The following is a 20,015-nucleotide window of genomic DNA, read 5'->3' on the forward strand; positions in this document are numbered from 1 at the left end:
AGAAATTAGTTACTAAATGAGTAGAAGCCGAATATTAATATAATATGGCATTCTATAGCAAAGGGGGGAGGCTCCAAGCCTAAAGTGCAGGGTTTGAGCGGTATCGTGAAAAATAAATTGGAACCTAAGGACATTTTATACAAAATAGATGTACCCAAAGTCAAGGATGAGGAAATAAGTTATACAGTACCGGGATATGACGGAATAATTGACAAGTTAAAGAGTTTTCTCAGCATAGATTCTGAAGGCTATAACATTTATATAATAGATGATTACTCAAAATCTAAGGTAGATACTATCATAGAGGAAGCTAAAAAAGTTTTTAAAAATAAAAATTTAAAGGATATCTGTTATGTTGTAATGGGGGATGAAAAAGCACCGGAAGCATTAATTCTTTCCTGCGGGATGGGCTCTGAGCTGAAGAATTCCCTAGAAGAGATACAAAACGCTTATACAGAGATCGTTAATAATTTTTACCATGGAAATATACGTCAGAAGGATAAAATCATCAAAGAAATTCAAAGCAAGAAAAATGAATTGATAAACAGCCTCTTTGATAAGGCAAGAGAAGAGGGGGTTGAAGTTAGATTAACAAAGACTGGATTTAACTTTATGCCAATAAAAGATGGGGAGATATTATCGGATAGTGATTACGATGCTTTGGATTTACAGATGAAGGAAGAAATGCTCAATAAAGTAAGCAGCTTAAAAGACAAAGCCCGTGAAATCCTGGAAGCTATTAAAAATGAAGAAAATGAGGGAATACAGAGGATTAAGGAAGTTTTACTGCAGTACTTGGTAGAGGAAATTAATACATGCAAGTCAAAGTACTTTTGCCTTTTCAATAATGAAGAGAAGGCCCTTGAGTATTTAAAATATGTATGTGAAAACATAGAAAAGAGTATTGTTGAGATATATTCTACCCGTTACGATGAGGATGAAGAAAAAATAAATGAGGTTATTTATAGATATTGCGTAAATGTTTTGGTGGATAATAGTGAAGAAGATGCATGTAATGTTATCTTTGAAGAAGATCCTACCTTAAATAATCTCATGGGTACCATAGAGTATGAAAACCATAATGGCACATATATAACGGATGTTAACCTCATAAAGGCAGGTTCGCTGCTAAAGGCCAATAATGGATGTTTAATAATGAGAGCCTCTGCCTTATTTTCTACCCCATCCTCCTACTACTATTTAAGAAAAGCACTAATAAATGGCAGGGTTAAGTTTGATCACAATAAAAGCTATCTGGAACTTCTTACTTTTAATAGCCTAAGACCTACCCCTATTGATATAAACGTCAAGATAATACTTTTGGGTGACTATGAAACCTACGAGGTTTTATACAATATGGATGATGACTTTAAACGGATTTTCAGAGTTAGACTGGAATATGACTCGGAAATTGAAAATAATGAAACAAACCGCAAGCTAATTGTTATGGATATTAAGGCAGTCAGCAAGACAGAAGGGGTGATGACCTTTGCAGATTCAGCTGTCAGGGAAATTTTTAGGTTTTTATCAAGAAAGGCTGACAGCAGAAAAAAGCTCCTTTATGATGAAGTTGAGCTAAACCGAATATTAATGACAGCTGATAGGAAGGCAAGAAGGCTGGGAAAAGATACTATTAAAGGGGAGGATATTGAAGAGATTCTTTATGAAAAAAGCCTTATTGAAAACCACCTGTTGGAAAGCTTTAAAGAAAGCAGGGTTATACTGCCTATGGATGAAAGACTTGTAGGCTCTGTGAATGGACTTTCTGTCATTGACCTTGGCTACTCTAGCTTTGGAAGGCCCCTAAGAATAACCTGCAGCTGCTACAAGGGCAATGGTAGTATTATAGACGTTCAAAAGGAAAGCAATTTAAGCGGCAATATTCATAACAAAGCAGTCAGCATATTGACGGGCCTAATAAATAAGCTCTTTGGTGGTTATAGTAGTATCCCGGTAGACTTTCACCTCAGTTTTGAACAAATATATGGCAAGGTGGAGGGAGACAGCGCCTCCGTAGCAGAGATTGCAGCAATCATATCAGCCTTGAGCAAGATACCTATAGTGCAGGGAATAGCAGTTACAGGGTCCATCAATCAATTTGGTGAAGTGCAGCCCATCGGTGGGGTAAATGAAAAAATTGAAGGCTTCTATGAGATCTGCAAATTGAAGGGCAGCCTAAAGGGCAAGGGAGTACTTGTACCAAAATCCAATGTAGACAACATCGTCCTCAAACCGGAGGTAGAAGCAGCAGTAGAAAAGGGCCTATTCAATCTCTATACAATGGAAAAACTAGATGACGCTTTAGAAGTGCTGATGGGAGATGACAAAACCAAGGTAGAGGACATCATGGCAGCAGCAGCAAAGGAAATCAAGAAGTATACAGCCAGAAATAAGAACAACTAAGCTAAAAGATAAGAACTTTCGGGTTTCTTTGTTCTTATATGATATTGCTTTATTAACAATTATAAAAAATGACACATTCTCTTAAATTAGAAAATAAAAAAGTAGAAATTCAGCCCCGCTGAATTTCTACCTTCATTCTTAATTTTTAATTCGTAAAACCTTGAAACTACAGATACTTACACTAAACAACAAGGCTACACTAAACATTAAATCTAAAATTAACCACGTCTCCGTCTTGCATAATATAGTCTTTTCCTTCTAAGCGGTAGTAGCCCTTTTCCTTAGCTGCTGCTTCGGAACCACATTCTACTAACTTATCAAAGGATATTATCTCTGCGCGGATAAAGCCTCTTTCGATATCGGAGTGAATCTTTCCGGCAGCGGCAGGTGCCTTGGTGCCTATATTGATAGTCCAAGCTCTAACTTCCTGTTCTCCTGCAGTTAAGAAGCTCATAAGGCCAAGTAGCTTGTAGCTGGAGTGGATTAGCTTGTCAAGACCTGTTTCTTCTAGCCCATAATCTGCCAAGAGTTCTCTCTTTTCTTCTTCATCCAAGGAGGAAAGCTCTTCTTCAATCTTAGCGCTTATCACAACTACTTCGGAATTTTCCTGTGTGGCATATTCCTTAATCTTTTTTACATATTCATTTTCCATGCTGCCGTTCATAAGATCTTCTTCAGAAATATTTGCTACATATAAAACCGGTTTTGAAGTTAATAGGAAGTAGCCCTTTATAATTTCAGCTTCGTCTTCAGTAACTTCCAGAGTTCTTACAGGTTTTCCTGCCTCCAGATGAGCTTTGATTCTCTCTTGAAGTTCAAATTCTGCCTTGGCCTTCTTATCTCCTGAACGGGCTAACTTAACAGTTTTTTCAATTCTTCTATCCAATACTTCTATATCTGAAAATATGAGTTCAAGATTTATGGTTTCTATATCTCTCACAGGATCAACGGACCCATCTACATGTACTATATTTTCATCATCAAAAGCTCTTACAACGTGAACTATGGAAGCAACCTCTCTAATATGGGACAAGAATTTGTTACCAAGACCTTCGCCTTGACTGGCACCTTTGACAAGTCCCGCGATATCATAAAATTCTATGGAAGCGTGAACCTTCTTTCTTGAGTTATACATCTTTTCCAATACGTCTAGTCTCTTATCTGGAACTGCTACCACACCTACGTTCGGTTCTATTGTACAAAAAGGATAATTGGCTGATTCTGCTCCGGCCTGTGTTATTGCATTAAATAATGTACTTTTACCTACGTTTGGTAAACCTACTATTCCTAACTTCATCTAGGTACATTCCTTTCTTTACTGTATATCTTTTATATCTTTCAATTTTAATATCAATTTTAAATTATACCTTAGTAAGTTTGGTATTTCAACTTTTTCGGAATATGAAGGATTAATATAGGAAAATTGCTAAGTAAAGAAATTTAAACGCTGAATCCACGGAAGACAATAATAATATTACGGTCTGAAAAGCTATTATGAAAATTGTCACTTATAATTCTTAACTTGTCACTTAAGAAAACTAAACGATTCTTTAAAATTAAAGGTGTATCATTAACTCTTTTGTGGCAAAATATAATAGATAATACAATATTATGGAAAGCTTATGAAACAGTTAAGTTTTAGGAAGGAGACTATTATGGACAATATAAATATTATTCAATCCGATAAGTTTAAGAATAATGCCGTTTCGTTGGTTATACCACTGGACTTGGATGAGAAGGTGACGGTCTACAATTTATTGGGGGCACTGCTGAAGAGGGGAAGCAGAAAATACCCCACTACAAAGGCAATTTGGGAACACCTTCAGGACCTTTACGGTGCGGTTTTTGACATAGTGGTGACAAAAAAGGGTGAAAAGCTCTTTTTAAATTTTTATATACAATCTATTGATGACAGTTTCGCCTTAAAAGGTGAAAAACTCTTGGAGCAGGCCTTGGACTTCTTAGATGAGATAGTCAACAACCCCTTAATGAGCGAGGGTGGTTTTGAACAATCCTATTTTGAAACAGAAAAAGAAAATTTAAAAGTACTTATCAATTCCAGGCTGGATAATAAAGACAGCTATGCTTTGGAGAGAATGGAGGAAATTATGACGGAGGGAGAACCTTACTCCATCTATAAGTATGGAAACATAGAGAGGCTGGAAGCTATAAAAAACAGTGACCTACCTAAAATTTGGGAGGACATAAGGTCAAAGAGTAACTCTCTATTGTTTGCCTGTGGAAATATAGATGAGGAAAGTATAAAAAATAGGGCAAATACCTTAATAAAAAATACCTGCAGAGAGGTAGTAGTACCAAGTACTGCTTTTAAGAGCGGTATTAAAGAAGTGGTTGAGACCATGGAGGTAAATCAGTCAAAGCTCTGCCTGGGCTGCAGAACAAATACCACCATCTTCAACGGAGACTACTTTGCCCTTTCAGTTATGAACTCTATATTGGGAGGCGGAACCCACTCAAAGCTTTTCAATGAAGTTAGGGAGAAGAATAGTTTAGCCTATTATAGCTATTCCTTTATAGAAAAGTTCAAGGGCTTGCTTATCATAGCCTGCGGAATAGACCATAATAATTATGAAAAAGCTAAAAATATTTGTATTGAGCAAATTAATGCTATCAAAAATGGAAATATAAGCAGTGAAGAGCTGTATAGTGCCAAGAAAAAGCTTATCAGTGACCTGAGAACTATAACGGATTCACAGTATTCATTGATGGATTATATTTCTGCCCTAAGAGCCTACGGTATTCAATATACTTTGGAGGATGTTATAGCCGGGCTGGAAAAGGTTGATATTGAAAGAGTGATAGAATGTGCTAAGACTATAGAACTAAACGCTGTTTACTTTATGACAAAGCAGTAGAAGGGAAGTGATTAAATGTTAGAAAGAATATATTTTGAACCCATAAAAGAGGAGATGTATACAGGAGTTATCAAAGGTCTGAGAACCTATGTAATACCTAAAAAAGGTTATACTAAGAGCTTTGCTATGCTTACAATAAAGTTTGGTTCCAATGATATAGAGTTTGCAAAAAAGGGAGAGGAAATGAAAGAGTATCCAAAGGGCATAGCTCATTTTCTTGAACACAAGCTCTTTGAAGAAGAGGAGGGCAATATCTTCAATAGATTTGCTGAGTTGGGAGCCTCTCCAAATGCCTATACTAACTTCCAAATAACAACCTATTACTTTACAAGTACCGAAGGCTTTAATGAAAATCTGGAATTACTTGTGAAGTTCGTATACAATCCTTACTTGACAGAGGAGAATGTCAATAAGGAAAAGGGAATTATTGAACAGGAAATAAGGATGTATGAAGACAATCCCGGCTTCAGAGTGTACTATAATGCCTTAGAATGCATGTACAATAGTCATCCGGTTAGGTATGATATCGCAGGAACCGTTGAGTCCATTTATGAGATTACACCTGAGCTTTTGTATGATTGCTACAATACCTTCTATGTACCGGAAAATATGATAATGACAATAGTGGGAGATGTAAATATTCAAGATATAGAGAGAATTCTTGAAAGAACTGTACCTAATAATAGAAATAAAGCAGACTATAAGGTAAAAGAATATAGTGAAGAACCTAAGGTTAACAAGGATATGATTCGAAAGAAGTTGGGGCTTAGTATACCAAATTTCATCATAGGCTTTAAGGATGAGCCAAAGGGAATAGACAAAAGCAACTATATCCGGAGGAAGGTTCAGATGGATATACTGTGCAGGCTTTTATTCAGCAGAAGCTCCTCACTATATGAAAGTCTATACAACAGCGGACTTATAAATGAAAGCTTTTCCTATGAATACACTCTGGAAAAGGACTATTGTCATCTGATAATCGGCGGAGAGAGCAGGGACCCTGAGAAGGTAATGGAGGAAATACGTACTTATATAAGAAATAATAAGTCTGCAATTAACAGTGAAGACTTTCAAAGAGTTAAAAAGACCCTGGTTGGCTCCTTTATTACCCGGTTTAACAACATTGAAGGCCTGGGCAACTTTATCAAAGACTATTTTATAAGAGGAGTTAATCCCTTTGACTATTATGAAGTATTAAAGGATATTACTGAAGAGCAAATAATTGAAAGGCTTCAATATCTTAACAGTGATGAGAGATGGGCTATATCAATTATAGATTAAAAATATAATAATCTCAAAATATTTTTTAAAACCCTTCAAAAAAAGAAGGGTTTTTCTATTTTTTATAGAATTATATCTCCAAGTGGTTAAAAGTGGAGTAAAGTGGAGCGGTTTTTATAAAAAGTGGAGTAAGTTTATTAAATTTTATAATCATTCTGAGGTGAAATATGTTTATAGGCGAGTACCAGCATGCCATTGATAATAAAAATAGAATGATTATACCATCTAAGTTTAGAGAGGAATTAGGAAATAGCTTTGTTCTTACTAAAGGCTTAGATGGTTGCTTATATGCTTACACCATGAATGAATGGAAAAATATGGAAGACAAATTAAAGAACCTACCGCTTACCAGCAAAGATGCCAGAGCTTTTGTGAGATTCTTTTTTTCAGGAGCTAATGAAGTGGAGATAGACAAACAAGGAAGAGCACTAATACCACAAAATTTATTAGAATATGCCGGCATTGAAAAGGAAATAGTAAGTATAGGTGTATCTACCCGAATTGAAATTTGGAGTAAGGCCAAATGGGATGAATACAATAATTCAGATATCAATTTCGATGAGATTGCAGAAAAAATGAGTGAATTAGGCATATAAGAGGAGAAGAACATGGAATTTAAACATATAAGCATAATGGCAGAACAATGTATAGAAGGGCTAAATATTAAGCAAGATGGCATATACGTAGATTGTACTCTTGGTGGTGGGGGACATTCCAGCTGTATCTTGCAGAAGCTATCGCCCAAGGGCAGATTGATTGGAATAGATCAGGATATTGAGGCCATAAATGCCGCAAAAAATAGATTACGAGAATATGACAATGTTACATATGTAAATGACAACTTCAGAAACATAAAAAATATACTCAGCAATCTTGGAATAGATAAGGTAGATGGTATCTTAGCAGATTTAGGCGTATCATCCTACCAATTAGACAATGCGGAGAGAGGCTTTAGCTACATGCATGATGCACCTCTTGATATGAGAATGAACAGAAATGATAGGCTGTCAGCCTATGATGTAGTTAATGGCTACAGTCAAGAAGACCTTGAAAGAATTATTCGTGAATATGGCGAAGAAAAGTTCGCCAGAAGAATAGCTGCATTTATAGTTGACAGAAGGGCAATAAATATGATAGAAACTACCTTCCAGCTGGTGGATATTATAAAGGCTGCTATACCGGCAAAGGCCAGAAGAGAAGGGCCTCATCCTGCAAAAAGGACCTTCCAGGCCATAAGAATAGAAGTAAACAAGGAACTGGAGATTTTAAACAAAACTGTTGTGGATGGGGTTAACTGTCTGAATGATGGGGGCCGCATAGCCGTCATCACTTTCCATTCTCTTGAAGATAGAATCATTAAAAACAAATTCAAGGAGCTTGAGAATCCTTGTACATGTCCACCGGGATTTCCTATATGCCAATGCGGCAAGAAACCTCTGGTGAAGGTTATCACAAGGAAGCCCATAGAACCCTCAGAAGAAGAAGTGGAGAGCAACCCAAGAAGCAGGAGTGCCAAACTAAGAATTGCCGAGAGAATATATGAAAAGCAAAAATTATGGTAGTTATATTTTATGGGTGGGGTGAATAAATTGGTAGAGGATAAAAAAATGCAGTATATCAAAGGAAGCACTGCACTGGCACCGGAAAGACAACAAAATGGTCCCTCAAGGAAAGAGGACTATGAAATCTTAAGAAAGTCAAAGATACAGCGGGAAAACCGTTTAAAGCATCAGAAAAATATACAAAAAAGTAAAGTTATTAAAGCAATCTCCATAGTTTTTGTGGCAGGAATCGCACTCATGTTCAATGAAGGGAGATTATACGAAAAACAGCAGAAAGTAACTGAGATATACAGCGAAATAAATGATATTAGTAAGCAAAATGAGGATATGAGAATTCAATTGATAAAGTTGAACAGCCTTCCTAATATCAAAAATACAGCAGAGAATACTCTCAATATGGTAATGCCTAAGAGAGAGGATGTAATTTACGCAGACTTCAGTATAAATAATTTTGCAGAAGTACCCCAGGATGATAAGGAGAGTAAAGCAGAAGATTTTTTTGAGAAGATAAAAAATCTATTATTCTAACGGGGGTAGGTGTAGTGAACAAAAAAGACTATAGGGATAGAGTAATAATAAAACGAAGAATGCTCATAACCATGGGTGTTCTTTCCGTTTTATTTTTTTCATTAATCTTAAGATTATTTTATGTGATGGTCTTTGAGTCTAACAAACTAAAGGCCTTGGCTATTGAACAGTGGACAAGCGAAGTAAAAATTGATGGCAGAAGGGGCAGTATACTGGACAGAAATGGTAAGGAACTAGCCATAAGTGCCAATGTATATAGAGTGGACTTGGCTATGAATACTATAAGGTCCTATGTGAAAAAAAATAATATTTCCTTTGAGATAATTGCTCCAAAACTAGCTAACGCTTTAGAAATGGATACTGCCAAGGTGCTGCAGGAATTGTACAAAACTCTGCCCAGCGGCAAGGAAAGAGGAAGCGGAACTTTAGCGCGAAGAATAGATAAGGAAAAAGCTGATAGGGTCAGAGAACTTAAGATTAATGGAGTATTGGTGTCACCGGACACTGAAAGATACTATCCAGAAAATAACTTTTTAGCTCATGTACTTGGTACGACTAACTCAGACGGTGAAGGACTTGCAGGAATAGAGCTGCAGTATAACAGTGTATTGAAAGGAACACCCGGTCTAAGAATTACTGAAACCGATAGGAGAAGTGATGAAATGCCCTATACAATTTCAGATTTCACAAAACCTATGGACGGTAAGGATGTTGTACTGACTATAGATGCAACAATTCAGGCTTTTGCAGAAAAGGCGGCAGAACAGGCCTTAAATGATAATAAGGCAAAGGCTGTATCAATAATGGTAATGGATCCTAAGACCGGAGAGATACTGGCTATGGCCAACAAGCCTGACTTTAACCCCAATAAACCAAGGGAAGGCGTTACTACCGTTGAAGAAATGTCAAAGCTTTGGAGAAATAGAATTGTAAGTGATACATATGAGCCTGGCTCAATTTTTAAAGTGTTTACAGCCATTGCAGCCATGGAAAAGGGACTTGTCAGTGAAACTGATACCTTTGTGTGTACGGGCAGCAAAAAAGTTGCCAACAGAACCATTCACTGTTGGAAGAGAACCGGACATGGAGCCCAAAACTTTGTAGAAATTCTTGAGAACTCATGTAATGTAGGGTTTATGGAACTTGGAGAAAGACTTCAGGCAGCAGGCCTAAATGAGTATATCTACAAGTTTGGCTTTGGAAAGAAGACCGGCATAGATCTCCCCGGTGAAGCCACTGGTATAGTTAAAAAAACTGAGAAGATCACTACTGTGGATTTAGCTACAATTTCCTTTGGTCAGAGTAATACAGTTTCACCTATACAATACATGGCTGCTTTCAATGCTATTGCAAATGATGGCATTTGGGTTACTCCACATATATTAAAGGCCATAACTCATGTGGACGAGCAAAATAACGTAGTAGTGAATGAAACCTTTGAAACTTATTCTGAAAATTATGTAACAAAACAAATAGTTAGTAAGGAGCAGGCCAACTTACTTTCCACCTATCTTGAAAAGGTTGTTTCTGAAGGTGGAGGTAAAAACGCCTTCATAGATGGCTATCACATTGGCGGTAAAACGGGTACTGCTCAAAAGGTAAACCCTGATACCGGAACTTATGCTGCCGGCAAATATGTTGCTTCTTTTGCAGGTATGGCACCAGTGGATGATCCTAAAGTAACTGTCTTCATATCCATCGATGAACCTGACCCATCAAAATACTATGCAGGTCAGATTGCTGCACCGGTTGCAAAGCAGGTTTTTTATGACATATTTAATTACCTGTCTATTAAGGGGGACGTGGCCATTGAAGATACTCTCAGAAGCATGAAAAAGGACGTCATAGTACCAAATCTCAGAGGTATGAAAAAGAGTGAAGCTATTAAGGCTCTAAAGGAATTAAAGTTGACTTATGAGATTGATGGTGACGGTGAGGTAATAGTAGATATGACGCCAAAACCGGGCTATACTGAGAAGGAAGGGGACAAAATCATTCTTTACACCGGTAGTAGCGGTAACTATAATAAAGAGGTAGTTGTCCCAGACCTCAAGGGCTATTCAAAGGACAGTGCTCAAGAGGTACTAAACAGCTTGGGACTTGAAGCTGAATATATGGGCGAGGGTTTAGTGGCAGGACAAAGCGTAAGACCGGGAGAGACGGTATCAAAGGGAACAAAAGTAATCTTTGAATTGGATATCCTAGGTGGTGATTAAAAACTTTATACAGAATATGGTTTATAGGTACAGAAACTGGTAATAATTTAAATATGCCATTTTAAGGAGATGTTTTTATGAAATTATTTAAAATATTGGAAGGAATTGATTTCGAGATCATTCAAGGCAGTGATGAGGTTGAAATAAATAGCATTCAATATAACTCAAAAAAGGTTACAAAAGGTGATTTGTTTTTCTGTATAAAAGGCTTTGCAACAGACGGACACAATTATGCAGCTGCGGCACAAGAAAATGGTGCCGCAGCCGTAATCTGTGAAGAAGATATAAAGGTCTATGACAATGTTACCGTCATAAAAGTTAAGGATTCCAGGAAGGCAATGGCTTTAGCCTCCGCCAATTACTACGGCAGGCCTGCAGACAAGTTAAAGCTCATTGGAGTTACTGGAACCAACGGAAAAACTACCTCTACCTTTATGCTAAAGACTATACTTGAGGAAGCGGGCCATAAGGTAGGCCTGATAGGCACCATATTAAACTATGTGGCCGGTGAAAAGCTTCATGCAGAGAGGACAACACCCGAATCACTGGAGCTGCAGCAGCTATTTGCCTACATGGTGGAAAAAGGAGTAGAGTACTGCATTATGGAGGTATCCTCACACTCCTTGGAATTGGATAGAGTTTATGGAGTTCCTTTTAAATATGGGGTATTTACCAATCTGACACAAGATCATTTGGATTTCCATAAGACCTTTGAAAACTATTATAATGCAAAGCTGAAGCTCTTTAAGATCTGTAGCACCTCAGTAATAAATATTGATGATACCTATGGAGAAAAGGTATATAGGGATGCAAGCAACAATAAATTAACTTATGGCATTGAGAAGGCTGCTGACTTTAGAGCGGAATATATAGCCATGCATTCCAGAGGAGCTAAGTATACATTAATAAATAAACAGGATAAACATGAAATCAGCATCTTTATTCCCGGAAGATATAATATATACAATTCCCTCTGTGCGGCGGCGGTTTGCTTAACTGAAGGCATTGACCCAGAGTCAGTGAAAAGAGGTCTTGAGAAGGTTCAAGTTCCGGGACGCTGTGAGCTTACGGCCAGGGAATATAACCTGGGCTTTGACATTATTTTAGACTATGCTCATTCTCCGGATGGTTTAGACAATATCCTCCGAACTGTCAGAGAGTTCACAAAGGGTAGACTCATATCAGTGTATGGCTGCGGTGGCAACAGAGATAAGACCAAGAGACCTATTATGGGGGAAATTGGTGCAAGACTGAGTGATATTGCGATCATAACCTCTGACAATCCAAGAGATGAGGAGCCTATGGATATTATTAAAGACATCCTGGCAGGCATTACTACGGATAACTACATGGTTGTTGAAAACAGAAAAGAAGCCATAAGGCTGGCCATAGATATAGCCAGAGAGGGAGACGTTATTGTCATTGCCGGAAAAGGGCATGAGGACTATCAGATATTTAAAAATAAAACAATAATACACTTTGATGAGAGAGAAGTTGTAAGGGAAATACTTGAAAACAGAACTAACTAGAGGTGAAGATATGAAGCAAATTACCCTAAGGGAAATAATTGATGCTATAGACGGTGAAGTCTATAATAGCGGCAGTAAGGTCATCTTTAATGATATATGTATAGATACCAGAAAGTTACAGCAGGGGAATATATATATTGCAATAAAAGGTGAAGTTTTTAACGGAAATGAATTTGTTGTAGAGGCTGTTCAAAAGGGTGCAAGCATTTGTATTGTGGAAGAACTTGCCTTTGATATTAAGGATATTGGTAATGCAACAATTATTTTGGTTAAGGACACAAAAAAGGCACTAAGGGACCTTGCAAAATATTATAGGGCTAAGCTGGATATCAAGGTTATTGGGGTTACCGGGTCTACTGGCAAAACCACAACAAAGGACCTTATAGCCTCTGCCCTCAGCAATAAATACAAGGTGTTTAAGACTCAGGGGAATTTTAACAATGAAATTGGCCTTCCCCTTATGATATTTAACTTGGATGACAGCTACGATGTGGCGGTTTTGGAAATGGGAATGAGCAATTTTAATGAAATTCACAGGCTGGCTGACATTGCCAGACCGGATCTGGCGGTAATCACTAATATAGGAATATCTCATATCGAGAATTTGGGCAGCCGGGAGAATATATTGAAGGCAAAAATGGAGATTGTGGACTTCTTTACAGAGAAAAATATCTTGATTGTAAATGGTGAAGATGATCTCTTAAGTACTTTAGAAAATGGTGCTTACAAGATAATAAAGGCAGGCTTTAACAAAGTTTTTGAGTATCATTCAGAAAATATATCATTATTTGAAGACAGGGTCGAATATAATGTTGTTGAGGGAGGACAATACTTTGACAACAAGATTCAAATAAAGATACCGGGAAAACACAATGTACTGAATTCTCTTTTGGCCGTGGCCTGCGGCAGGGCCTTAGGCTTGGATATGGATACTATAGCAGAAGGCTTTGGTAATCTGGAAGCTACATCTATGAGGCTGGATATAATTAAATGTGAGGACTATACAATTATTAACGATTGTTATAATGCAAGTCCCGATTCCATGAAGGCAGCTTTGGATGTTCAGGCCAACATGAAGGCAGTAAGAAAAATTGCTGTTCTTGGGACCATGAGAGAATTAGGCACAGAAGCTTTTAACGCACATAAAGAAGTGGCAGAATATGCTAAAGCTAAAGGCGTCCATTTACTGATAAGTATCGGTGAGTATGAAGAAGCATACAGAAGAGGCTTTAATTGTGACTCAAATTTTGTTCATTTTGAGAATACAAAGGCTGCCACTGAATATATAAAAAGTATATTGTCTAATGGTGATTTGATATTATTTAAGGCGTCAAGAGCAATGAAATTTGAAACAATAGTAAATGAAATTAAATAATTTAGGCGCTAATGAAGGAGGGAACTACCTGTTAGGGGTGGGTAAAATGGGTGATCTAATTAATTCAAAAATAGTTTATGCAGTATTAGTATCCTTTGTGGTGGCAACTTTAGTAGGCCCCCTAATTATACCAGCTTTAAGATGGCTTAAATTCGGACAATTCATCCGAGAAGAGGGACCTAAGAGTCATCAAAAAAAGGCCGGAACACCCACCATGGGTGGATTGATTTTTATAGCTGCTTCTATAATTTCTTTACCTTTACTGGTGAAGGATCCTACTGATGAAGCAATGATAGCACTGTATGCCTTTATTGCCTTTGGCTTTATTGGATTTTTGGATGATATTCTGAAAATTATCAAAAAGAACAATTTGGGGCTTAAGGCTTATCAAAAAATGGCTCTTCTGTTAGTTGTATCATTTTTGTTTGCCTATTATGCCTATAAGAATCCGGCCATAGGTTCAAGTATAATAGTTCCCTTCATGGGTACAACAATTAACTTAGGCTGGCTATATATACCTTTTATAATATTCTTTTTCGCCGCCACAACAAATGCAGTAAATCTTACTGACGGATTAGATGGTTTAGCTACATCAGTAACACTGCTGGTAATGACCTTTTTTACAATGATTTCTATGGCCATGGGCCACTACACCCTTGCAAAATTTTGCGGAGTTATTGCCGGTGCACTTTTAGGCTTTCTAAGATATAATGCTTTTCCGGCCAGAGTATTCATGGGTGATACCGGGTCTCTTGCCTTAGGCGGAGCTGTTGCTGCAGTGGCTATGATATTAAAGTTACCTTTAATAATAATAATAGTTGGCGGCATATATATGATAGAGACTTTATCGGTAATAATACAGGTTATCAGTTATAAGACTACAGGAAAAAGAGTATTTAAGATGTCGCCCATACATCATCATTTTGAAATGTGTGGTTGGGCGGAACCAAAGATTGTTTCCATATTTTCAATTGTTACCGTAATACTATGTCTTATAGCATTCTTGTCTTTGTATTAGGACTTTCCTAATCAGCAATCAATAGGAGGATAAAATATGAAAAAAGCCGGGAGCAAAATGGGCGAAGCGGATTTTGTGATGTTTACAACAATTATGCTTCTCCTATCCATTGGGATAATCATGGTTTACAGCGCCAGTGCATGGACGTCCGGCATAAAGTACGGAGATGACATGTACTTTTTGAAGAAGCAATTGACCTGGGCCGGCATCGGTATAGTTGCTATGATTCTGACAATGGGCGTTGATTATCATAAAATAAAAAAAGTAACCGGTATACTGATGATTATTGTAATACCATTGCTATTGCTGGTTTTTGTATTTGAACCTGTAAATGGAGCACGAAGATGGATTCAATTAGGTTTTGCATCCTTCCAACCTTCAGAAATAACAAAGTATGCTATCGTAGCTTTTCTTGCTAAGAGTATTGACATGAAGGGGGAACGTATAAAATCTTTGATTTATGGTGTAATACCCTATTTACTTATTTCAGGAGTTTATGCGGCAATCATTTTGGCAGAACCTAATATGAGTATAGCTTCAGTAATTATGATGGTTACAATAATTGTACTGTTCGTTGCCGGCGCAAAGGCTTCACATATATTTGGCCTAGTTATGCCGGTAGGGCTATTGGGTGCCGGATACTTGATTTTTTCAGCAGACTATAGAAGAGATAGATTGCTGAGCTTTCTTGACCCTTGGAAGGATGCTGCAGGAGAGGGCTACCAGCTTATACAGTCACTTCTTGCACTTGGCTCCGGGGGTATATGGGGCTTAGGCCTGGGGCAGTCCAGACAGAAGTGCTACTATATGCCCGAACCCCACAATGATTTTATATTTGCTATTATTGGGGAAGAGCTTGGACTTATTGGCTGCATTTTTATAATCATGATTTTTGTGGTCTTTGTTTGGAGAGGAATAAAGACTGCGGTCAATGCCAAGGATACATACGGTACATTACTTGCTACCGGAATAACTTCAATCATAGCTGTTCAAGCTATTGTAAACATAGCTGTTGTAACTGGTTCAATGCCTGTAACAGGAGTACCTCTCCCCTTTATCAGTTACGGAGGATCTTCCTTGGTTATTAATTTAACCGCTATGGGAGTATTGCTCAATATTTCCAGACAAAGTAATACTAATAGGGTAAAAATATAGGGACAATGCCTACTGGGCAGGTCCTTTATATTTTTGCTAAAGTTATTATCAGTTGAAAAAGAAAAATTAAAAAAACATAATGAAATCACATAAATTAAGTGGTATCATATAGGTATCCTATATGTAACATAATTCTTAACTTGTTTGAAATCCGACATCTTAAACCGGTTTTTGGGCAAGTTAAAATTATGGCTGAAGCTGGATATATGTACAGTAAATATAGAAACGGTTAAGGGGTAAAAAATGGGGCAAATTAAGAAAAATACCAATGAGTTAATACGAATGAGGAAGAGGAAAAAACTAATAAAGAAAATTATATTTTGGACGATTATAACATTTATAATAACTGTAATACTTGGACTAAAACTTCCGTATTTTAATATAAGTGAAATTGTAATTGAAAATAATATTCTTGTAGCAACTGAAGATATAGAAAAATTATCCGAAATTAATATTGGCAGTAATATCTTCCTCTTAAGCAAGGCGGACACAAGGGAGAATATACTTTCAAATCCGTACATTTCTGACGTAAAAGTGAAAAGAAAGCTGCCATCAGTTGTGCTGCTGGAGATTACAGAAAGAACCCCTCAGTATTATATTTCTAAAGGCAAAGAATATGTAATTTTGGATGTTTCGGGATATGTGCTGGAGATCACAGGGGCTATCACCGATAAGAGCCTAGTCCAGCTTTCCGGATTAGATGCTGCTTTGGCTCAACCGAGTATGCTGATTTCTGAGGACAGCAGGAGACTTCAACAGATAGAAGTGTTTTCTGATTTGATAAAACGAAACATAAGTGATACCAAGATTACAGCCATTGATTTACAAAGCAGTTCGGAAATCAAGGTTTACTTTAATAATATTGAGGTTAAGGCCGGAAGTATAGATGGCATGCAGGAAAAATTAAACAAAGCAATTAATATAATAAGTCAGCAGGAGCTCCTAAATTTAAAAGGATATATTGATGTAAGCTATGATGAAGCTCCTGTAATATCAATAGAAGACCAGGAGGAATAAGGATGAAGAAGATTGGCTCACAGTTAACTGTAGCAGTAGTTTGTGGCTTGTTGGGATTTATGCTTACCTATCAGTTTCAGCTTTTAAGCAAAAATAAGAATAAAATTAGCAGTAATGATTATAACAATACTCAGATAACCGTAGAACTTGAGCAATTAAAAAAGGCTAAAGCAGACTTAGAAAAGAGCAACAGTGAATTGATGGAGCAATTAAAGAAATATGAAGAGTCTGTCACCAGTAACGGCGATATGAGCAGGGAGCTGAAAAATCAGCTGGATTACACGAGAATGCTTTTGGGTTACACAGATGTAGAAGGACCGGGGGTTATAATTTACATCAATCCTGCATCGGATTTATTTTCAGCAGATGTGAACAGACAGCTGCTGACCCACAGTGACCTTGCCTACTTGGTAAATGAACTGAATTTTGCCGGCGCAGAAGCTATTGCCATAAATGACAGCAGAATTACAAGTCAAACGGGAATGAGGATTTCCAATGGAGATGCCTACATTTGGGTAAATGAGGAAAAGGTATCACCTTCTCAAAGGATAACAATTAAAGCCATTGGAAATAAGGTTAATCTAAGCAGTGCCTTGGACTTCACAGGGACACTAACCGCAGGAAATCTCGGTTTCTATGACATTACTTATGAGAAATCCGATTCTATCAGGATTCCAAAGTATAATAAAGTGTATAAGAATGAGTATATAAAGCCAATTAAAGAATAATGAGGTGAAATTATGATTGCTATTTTAGGTCTGCTAGTAGGTATTATAGTTGGTGTTGTATGGGACGTTAGTATTCCGGAAAAATTTTCCCCTTATATTTCTGTGGCTATCCTAGCCTGTCTGGATTCCGTGTTTGGAGCCATTAGAGCAAATTTATCCAAAAGTTTTCAAGCGGATATATTTATCTCAGGCTTTTTCGGAAATGCAGCTTTGGCCGCAGGACTTGCCTATTTGGGAGATAAATTAGGAATTCCAATATATATTGCTGCAGTAATAGTTTTTGGAGGACGAATATTTGATAACTTTGCAATTATCAGAAGGCTACTTATAGAGAAGGCTAGGTCACGCTAAGGAGTGATTGGATGAAATTAAACGAAGCAAGGGTATTTGTTTTGGTTGCAAGCATATTTTTAGGTATATTGGTAGCAATGGATTTGAACTTTGGTCCTTCCGAACCTACTAAATATTTAAATGCAAAAGAATATCAGGAAGCTGTTAATGAAAGAAGTAAGCTTTTTAAGGAGATTAGCAAGCTGGAAGAACAATACTTATATAATTCAGTAAAACTTAATGAATACAAAAATCCAACGGTTCCTAATTCTGAGATTGTAAAGAATATGGAAAAGGAACTGGAAGAGAATAAAATGATCTTAGGCACAGAGGCTGTTCAGGGAGAAGGAATAATTATAACCCTGAACGATGCCACCACTTCCTTTGAAGGTACTATAGAAGATGATTTCTTACAGTGGGCAAGAATAGTTCACAATACCGATGTCTTGGAGGTTGTCAATAGCTTAAGAAATTCAGGAGCAGAGGCCATTTCAATCAATGGACAGAGAATAATGAGCAATTCTGAGTTCTACTGTTGGGGGCCCTTTTTAAAAATTAACGGCGTCAATATAGGAGCACCGTTTTATATCAGTGCCATTGGAAACAGTGAAACTATGAGGAACCACCTGTTTTCAGAAGATGGATATTTGACCTTTTTAAAATATAGGGGAATATCTATAGATTTTGAAATAAAGTCTAATGTAAAAATACCGGAGTATATAGGAGATTATAAATTCAACTTTGCAAAGGAAGCTGAAAATAATTAAATTTTTTATTTAAAATTGCAGGAAATTTGTAATACTTGAAGAATAATATTATTTAAGTTTTAATTTTCTATAACTTCAAAAGGGGCGATATTTTGAATGTAGTTGAAAACATACAATCAATACAGAGGTCAATTCCTGAAGAAGTGACATTAATAGCAGTAAGCAAGACCAGAACTCTTGATGAAATGGAAGTTGCTTACCAGTGCGGAATAAGAGATTTTGGTGAGAATAAGGTTCAGGAGCTTATCTCTAAGTATGAAGGATTTCATAAGGATGTAAATTGGCATCTTATAGGCCATCTTCAAAGAAATAAGGTGAAGTATATAGCGGGTAAGGTGGCTCTGATTCACTCGCTGGACAGCGTGAGACTCCTGCGTGAAATCGAGAAGCAGTATCAAAATATTGATATGAAAGCTAGGGTATTAATACAAATTAATATCGGGAGAGAGGAAAGCAAGACCGGTGCCCTGGCAGAGGAGTTAGAGGAAATAATTCAACAAGTGGGAGAATGTAACCATGTTGAAGTTGTAGGACTTATGGCCATAATTCCCCGGGGAGATGAAGAGGAGAACAGAAAATATTTCAGAGATATGAAGATGATTTTTGAAAGATTAAAGGCTGAAAATCACAAAAATGTTTCAATGGAGTATCTTTCTATGGGAATGACTGGAGATTATCAAATTGCAATTGAAGAAGGTTCTAATATGATAAGAATTGGAGAGGGAATATTCGGAAGAAGAATATACAATAATAATTTATAGGAGGATTGAAAATGGCAGGTAAGGTTTTAAATAAAGTTATGGGATTTATGGGCTTGGTAGACGAGTATGATGAAATTGAAGAATTAGAGAATCAAGCTCCGGAATATGAGGAGGAAACAGAGGTAAATCCAACTTTGTCCTCAAGCAGAAAATCAAGTAAAGTTGTTAATATTCACACTGCATCAGCGGCTAAGGTTGTTATCTCTAAGCCTACAGTTTTTGAAGATGCAACTGACATATGTGATGATTTGAAAAACAGAAAGATTGTTGTTGTAAATACCACAAGCCTAGAAGCAAAAACTGCTCAAAGACTTTTGGACTTTATGGGCGGCGCAAGCTATGCCTTGGGCGGAGAGCTACAGGAAATAGAACGAGGAGTATACATCTTATCACCATCTAATGTGGAAGTGACCAATGAGTTAAAGAATGAATTGAGCAGTAGAGGTTTATTTGGTTGGACTAAGTAAAG

18 protein-coding genes are annotated in these 20,015 nt (G+C 37.1%); 17 read left to right on the top strand and 1 reads right to left on the bottom strand.

Features of this window, described 5'->3' with window-relative positions:
* The first annotated feature begins 105 nt into the window (after positions 1-105).
* Entirely contained in the window at positions 106-2,403 is a 2,298-nt protein-coding gene (locus FHY60_RS06630; RefSeq protein ID WP_180375482.1) for an AAA family ATPase, read from the top strand.
* A gap of 199 nt (positions 2,404-2,602) precedes the next feature.
* On the opposite strand, the gene ychF is transcribed toward FHY60_RS06630, so the two are convergent.
* Entirely contained in the window at positions 2,603-3,700 is a 1,098-nt protein-coding gene (gene ychF, locus FHY60_RS06635; protein WP_139904229.1) for a redox-regulated ATPase YchF, read from the bottom strand.
* Between the two features lie 358 nt (positions 3,701-4,058).
* Here ychF and yfmF point away from each other — a divergent pair, with 358 nt between their 5' ends.
* The 16 genes from yfmF (at position 4,059) to FHY60_RS06715 (ending at position 20,013) form a co-directional block, all read left to right on the top strand.
* Complete coding sequence (gene yfmF, locus FHY60_RS06640) at positions 4,059-5,279, top strand: EF-P 5-aminopentanol modification-associated protein YfmF (RefSeq protein ID WP_163215884.1); 1,221 nt, start codon at positions 4,059-4,061, stop codon at positions 5,277-5,279.
* A gap of 15 nt (positions 5,280-5,294) precedes the next feature.
* On the top strand, positions 5,295-6,560 hold the full coding sequence (yfmH, locus tag FHY60_RS06645) for an EF-P 5-aminopentanol modification-associated protein YfmH (protein WP_139904231.1): 1,266 nt from the start codon (positions 5,295-5,297) through the stop codon (positions 6,558-6,560).
* 167 nt (positions 6,561-6,727) lie between these two features.
* Positions 6,728-7,156, top strand: coding sequence for a division/cell wall cluster transcriptional repressor MraZ (mraZ, locus tag FHY60_RS06650; protein ID WP_139904232.1), 429 nt, complete (start codon positions 6,728-6,730; stop codon positions 7,154-7,156).
* Between the two features lie 12 nt (positions 7,157-7,168).
* Entirely contained in the window at positions 7,169-8,122 is a 954-nt protein-coding gene (gene rsmH, locus FHY60_RS06655; RefSeq protein WP_139904233.1) for a 16S rRNA (cytosine(1402)-N(4))-methyltransferase RsmH, read from the top strand.
* A gap of 45 nt (positions 8,123-8,167) precedes the next feature.
* Complete coding sequence (locus FHY60_RS06660; RefSeq protein ID WP_139904234.1) at positions 8,168-8,650, top strand: hypothetical protein; 483 nt, start codon at positions 8,168-8,170, stop codon at positions 8,648-8,650.
* 14 nt (positions 8,651-8,664) lie between these two features.
* The gene (locus tag FHY60_RS06665) at positions 8,665-10,866 is read left to right on the top strand and encodes a stage V sporulation protein D (RefSeq protein ID WP_139904235.1); all 2,202 of its coding nucleotides are present in this window, start codon (positions 8,665-8,667) and stop codon (positions 10,864-10,866) included.
* Between the two features lie 77 nt (positions 10,867-10,943).
* The gene (locus FHY60_RS06670; RefSeq protein ID WP_139904236.1) at positions 10,944-12,395 is read left to right on the top strand and encodes a UDP-N-acetylmuramoyl-L-alanyl-D-glutamate--2,6-diaminopimelate ligase; all 1,452 of its coding nucleotides are present in this window, start codon (positions 10,944-10,946) and stop codon (positions 12,393-12,395) included.
* Between the two features lie 10 nt (positions 12,396-12,405).
* Complete coding sequence (locus FHY60_RS06675) at positions 12,406-13,770, top strand: UDP-N-acetylmuramoyl-tripeptide--D-alanyl-D-alanine ligase (protein ID WP_139904237.1); 1,365 nt, start codon at positions 12,406-12,408, stop codon at positions 13,768-13,770.
* A gap of 46 nt (positions 13,771-13,816) precedes the next feature.
* Positions 13,817-14,788 carry a phospho-N-acetylmuramoyl-pentapeptide-transferase gene (gene mraY, locus FHY60_RS06680; protein WP_139904238.1) on the top strand — a complete coding sequence of 324 codons (972 nt, stop codon included), beginning with the start codon at positions 13,817-13,819 and terminating at the stop codon, positions 14,786-14,788.
* A 36-nt stretch (positions 14,789-14,824) separates the two neighbouring features.
* Complete coding sequence (gene spoVE, locus FHY60_RS06685; RefSeq protein WP_139904239.1) at positions 14,825-15,943, top strand: stage V sporulation protein E; 1,119 nt, start codon at positions 14,825-14,827, stop codon at positions 15,941-15,943.
* A gap of 243 nt (positions 15,944-16,186) precedes the next feature.
* Positions 16,187-16,960: a cell division protein FtsQ/DivIB gene (locus FHY60_RS06690; RefSeq protein WP_139904240.1), complete on the top strand. Its 774-nt coding sequence runs from the start codon at positions 16,187-16,189 to the stop codon at positions 16,958-16,960.
* A gap of 2 nt (positions 16,961-16,962) precedes the next feature.
* Complete coding sequence (locus tag FHY60_RS06695; protein WP_139904241.1) at positions 16,963-17,688, top strand: DUF881 domain-containing protein; 726 nt, start codon at positions 16,963-16,965, stop codon at positions 17,686-17,688.
* Positions 17,689-17,700: 12 nt separating this feature from the next.
* The gene (locus FHY60_RS06700; protein ID WP_139904242.1) at positions 17,701-18,039 is read left to right on the top strand and encodes a small basic family protein; all 339 of its coding nucleotides are present in this window, start codon (positions 17,701-17,703) and stop codon (positions 18,037-18,039) included.
* Positions 18,040-18,050: 11 nt separating this feature from the next.
* Positions 18,051-18,785 carry a DUF881 domain-containing protein gene (locus FHY60_RS06705; RefSeq protein WP_139904243.1) on the top strand — a complete coding sequence of 245 codons (735 nt, stop codon included), beginning with the start codon at positions 18,051-18,053 and terminating at the stop codon, positions 18,783-18,785.
* Positions 18,786-18,877: 92 nt separating this feature from the next.
* Positions 18,878-19,546, top strand: a complete 669-nt coding sequence (locus tag FHY60_RS06710) for a YggS family pyridoxal phosphate-dependent enzyme (RefSeq protein ID WP_139904244.1) — start codon at positions 18,878-18,880, stop codon at positions 19,544-19,546.
* Between the two features lie 11 nt (positions 19,547-19,557).
* Positions 19,558-20,013 (top strand): cell division protein SepF, encoded by a 456-nt coding sequence (locus FHY60_RS06715; protein ID WP_139904245.1) that lies wholly within the window; start codon positions 19,558-19,560, stop codon positions 20,011-20,013.
* Positions 20,014-20,015 lie beyond the last annotated feature (2 nt).

It is taken from the genome of Clostridium thermarum (assembly GCF_006351925.1).
GTDB classification, from domain to species: Bacteria; Bacillota; Clostridia; order Clostridiales; family Clostridiaceae; genus Clostridium_AU; species Clostridium_AU thermarum.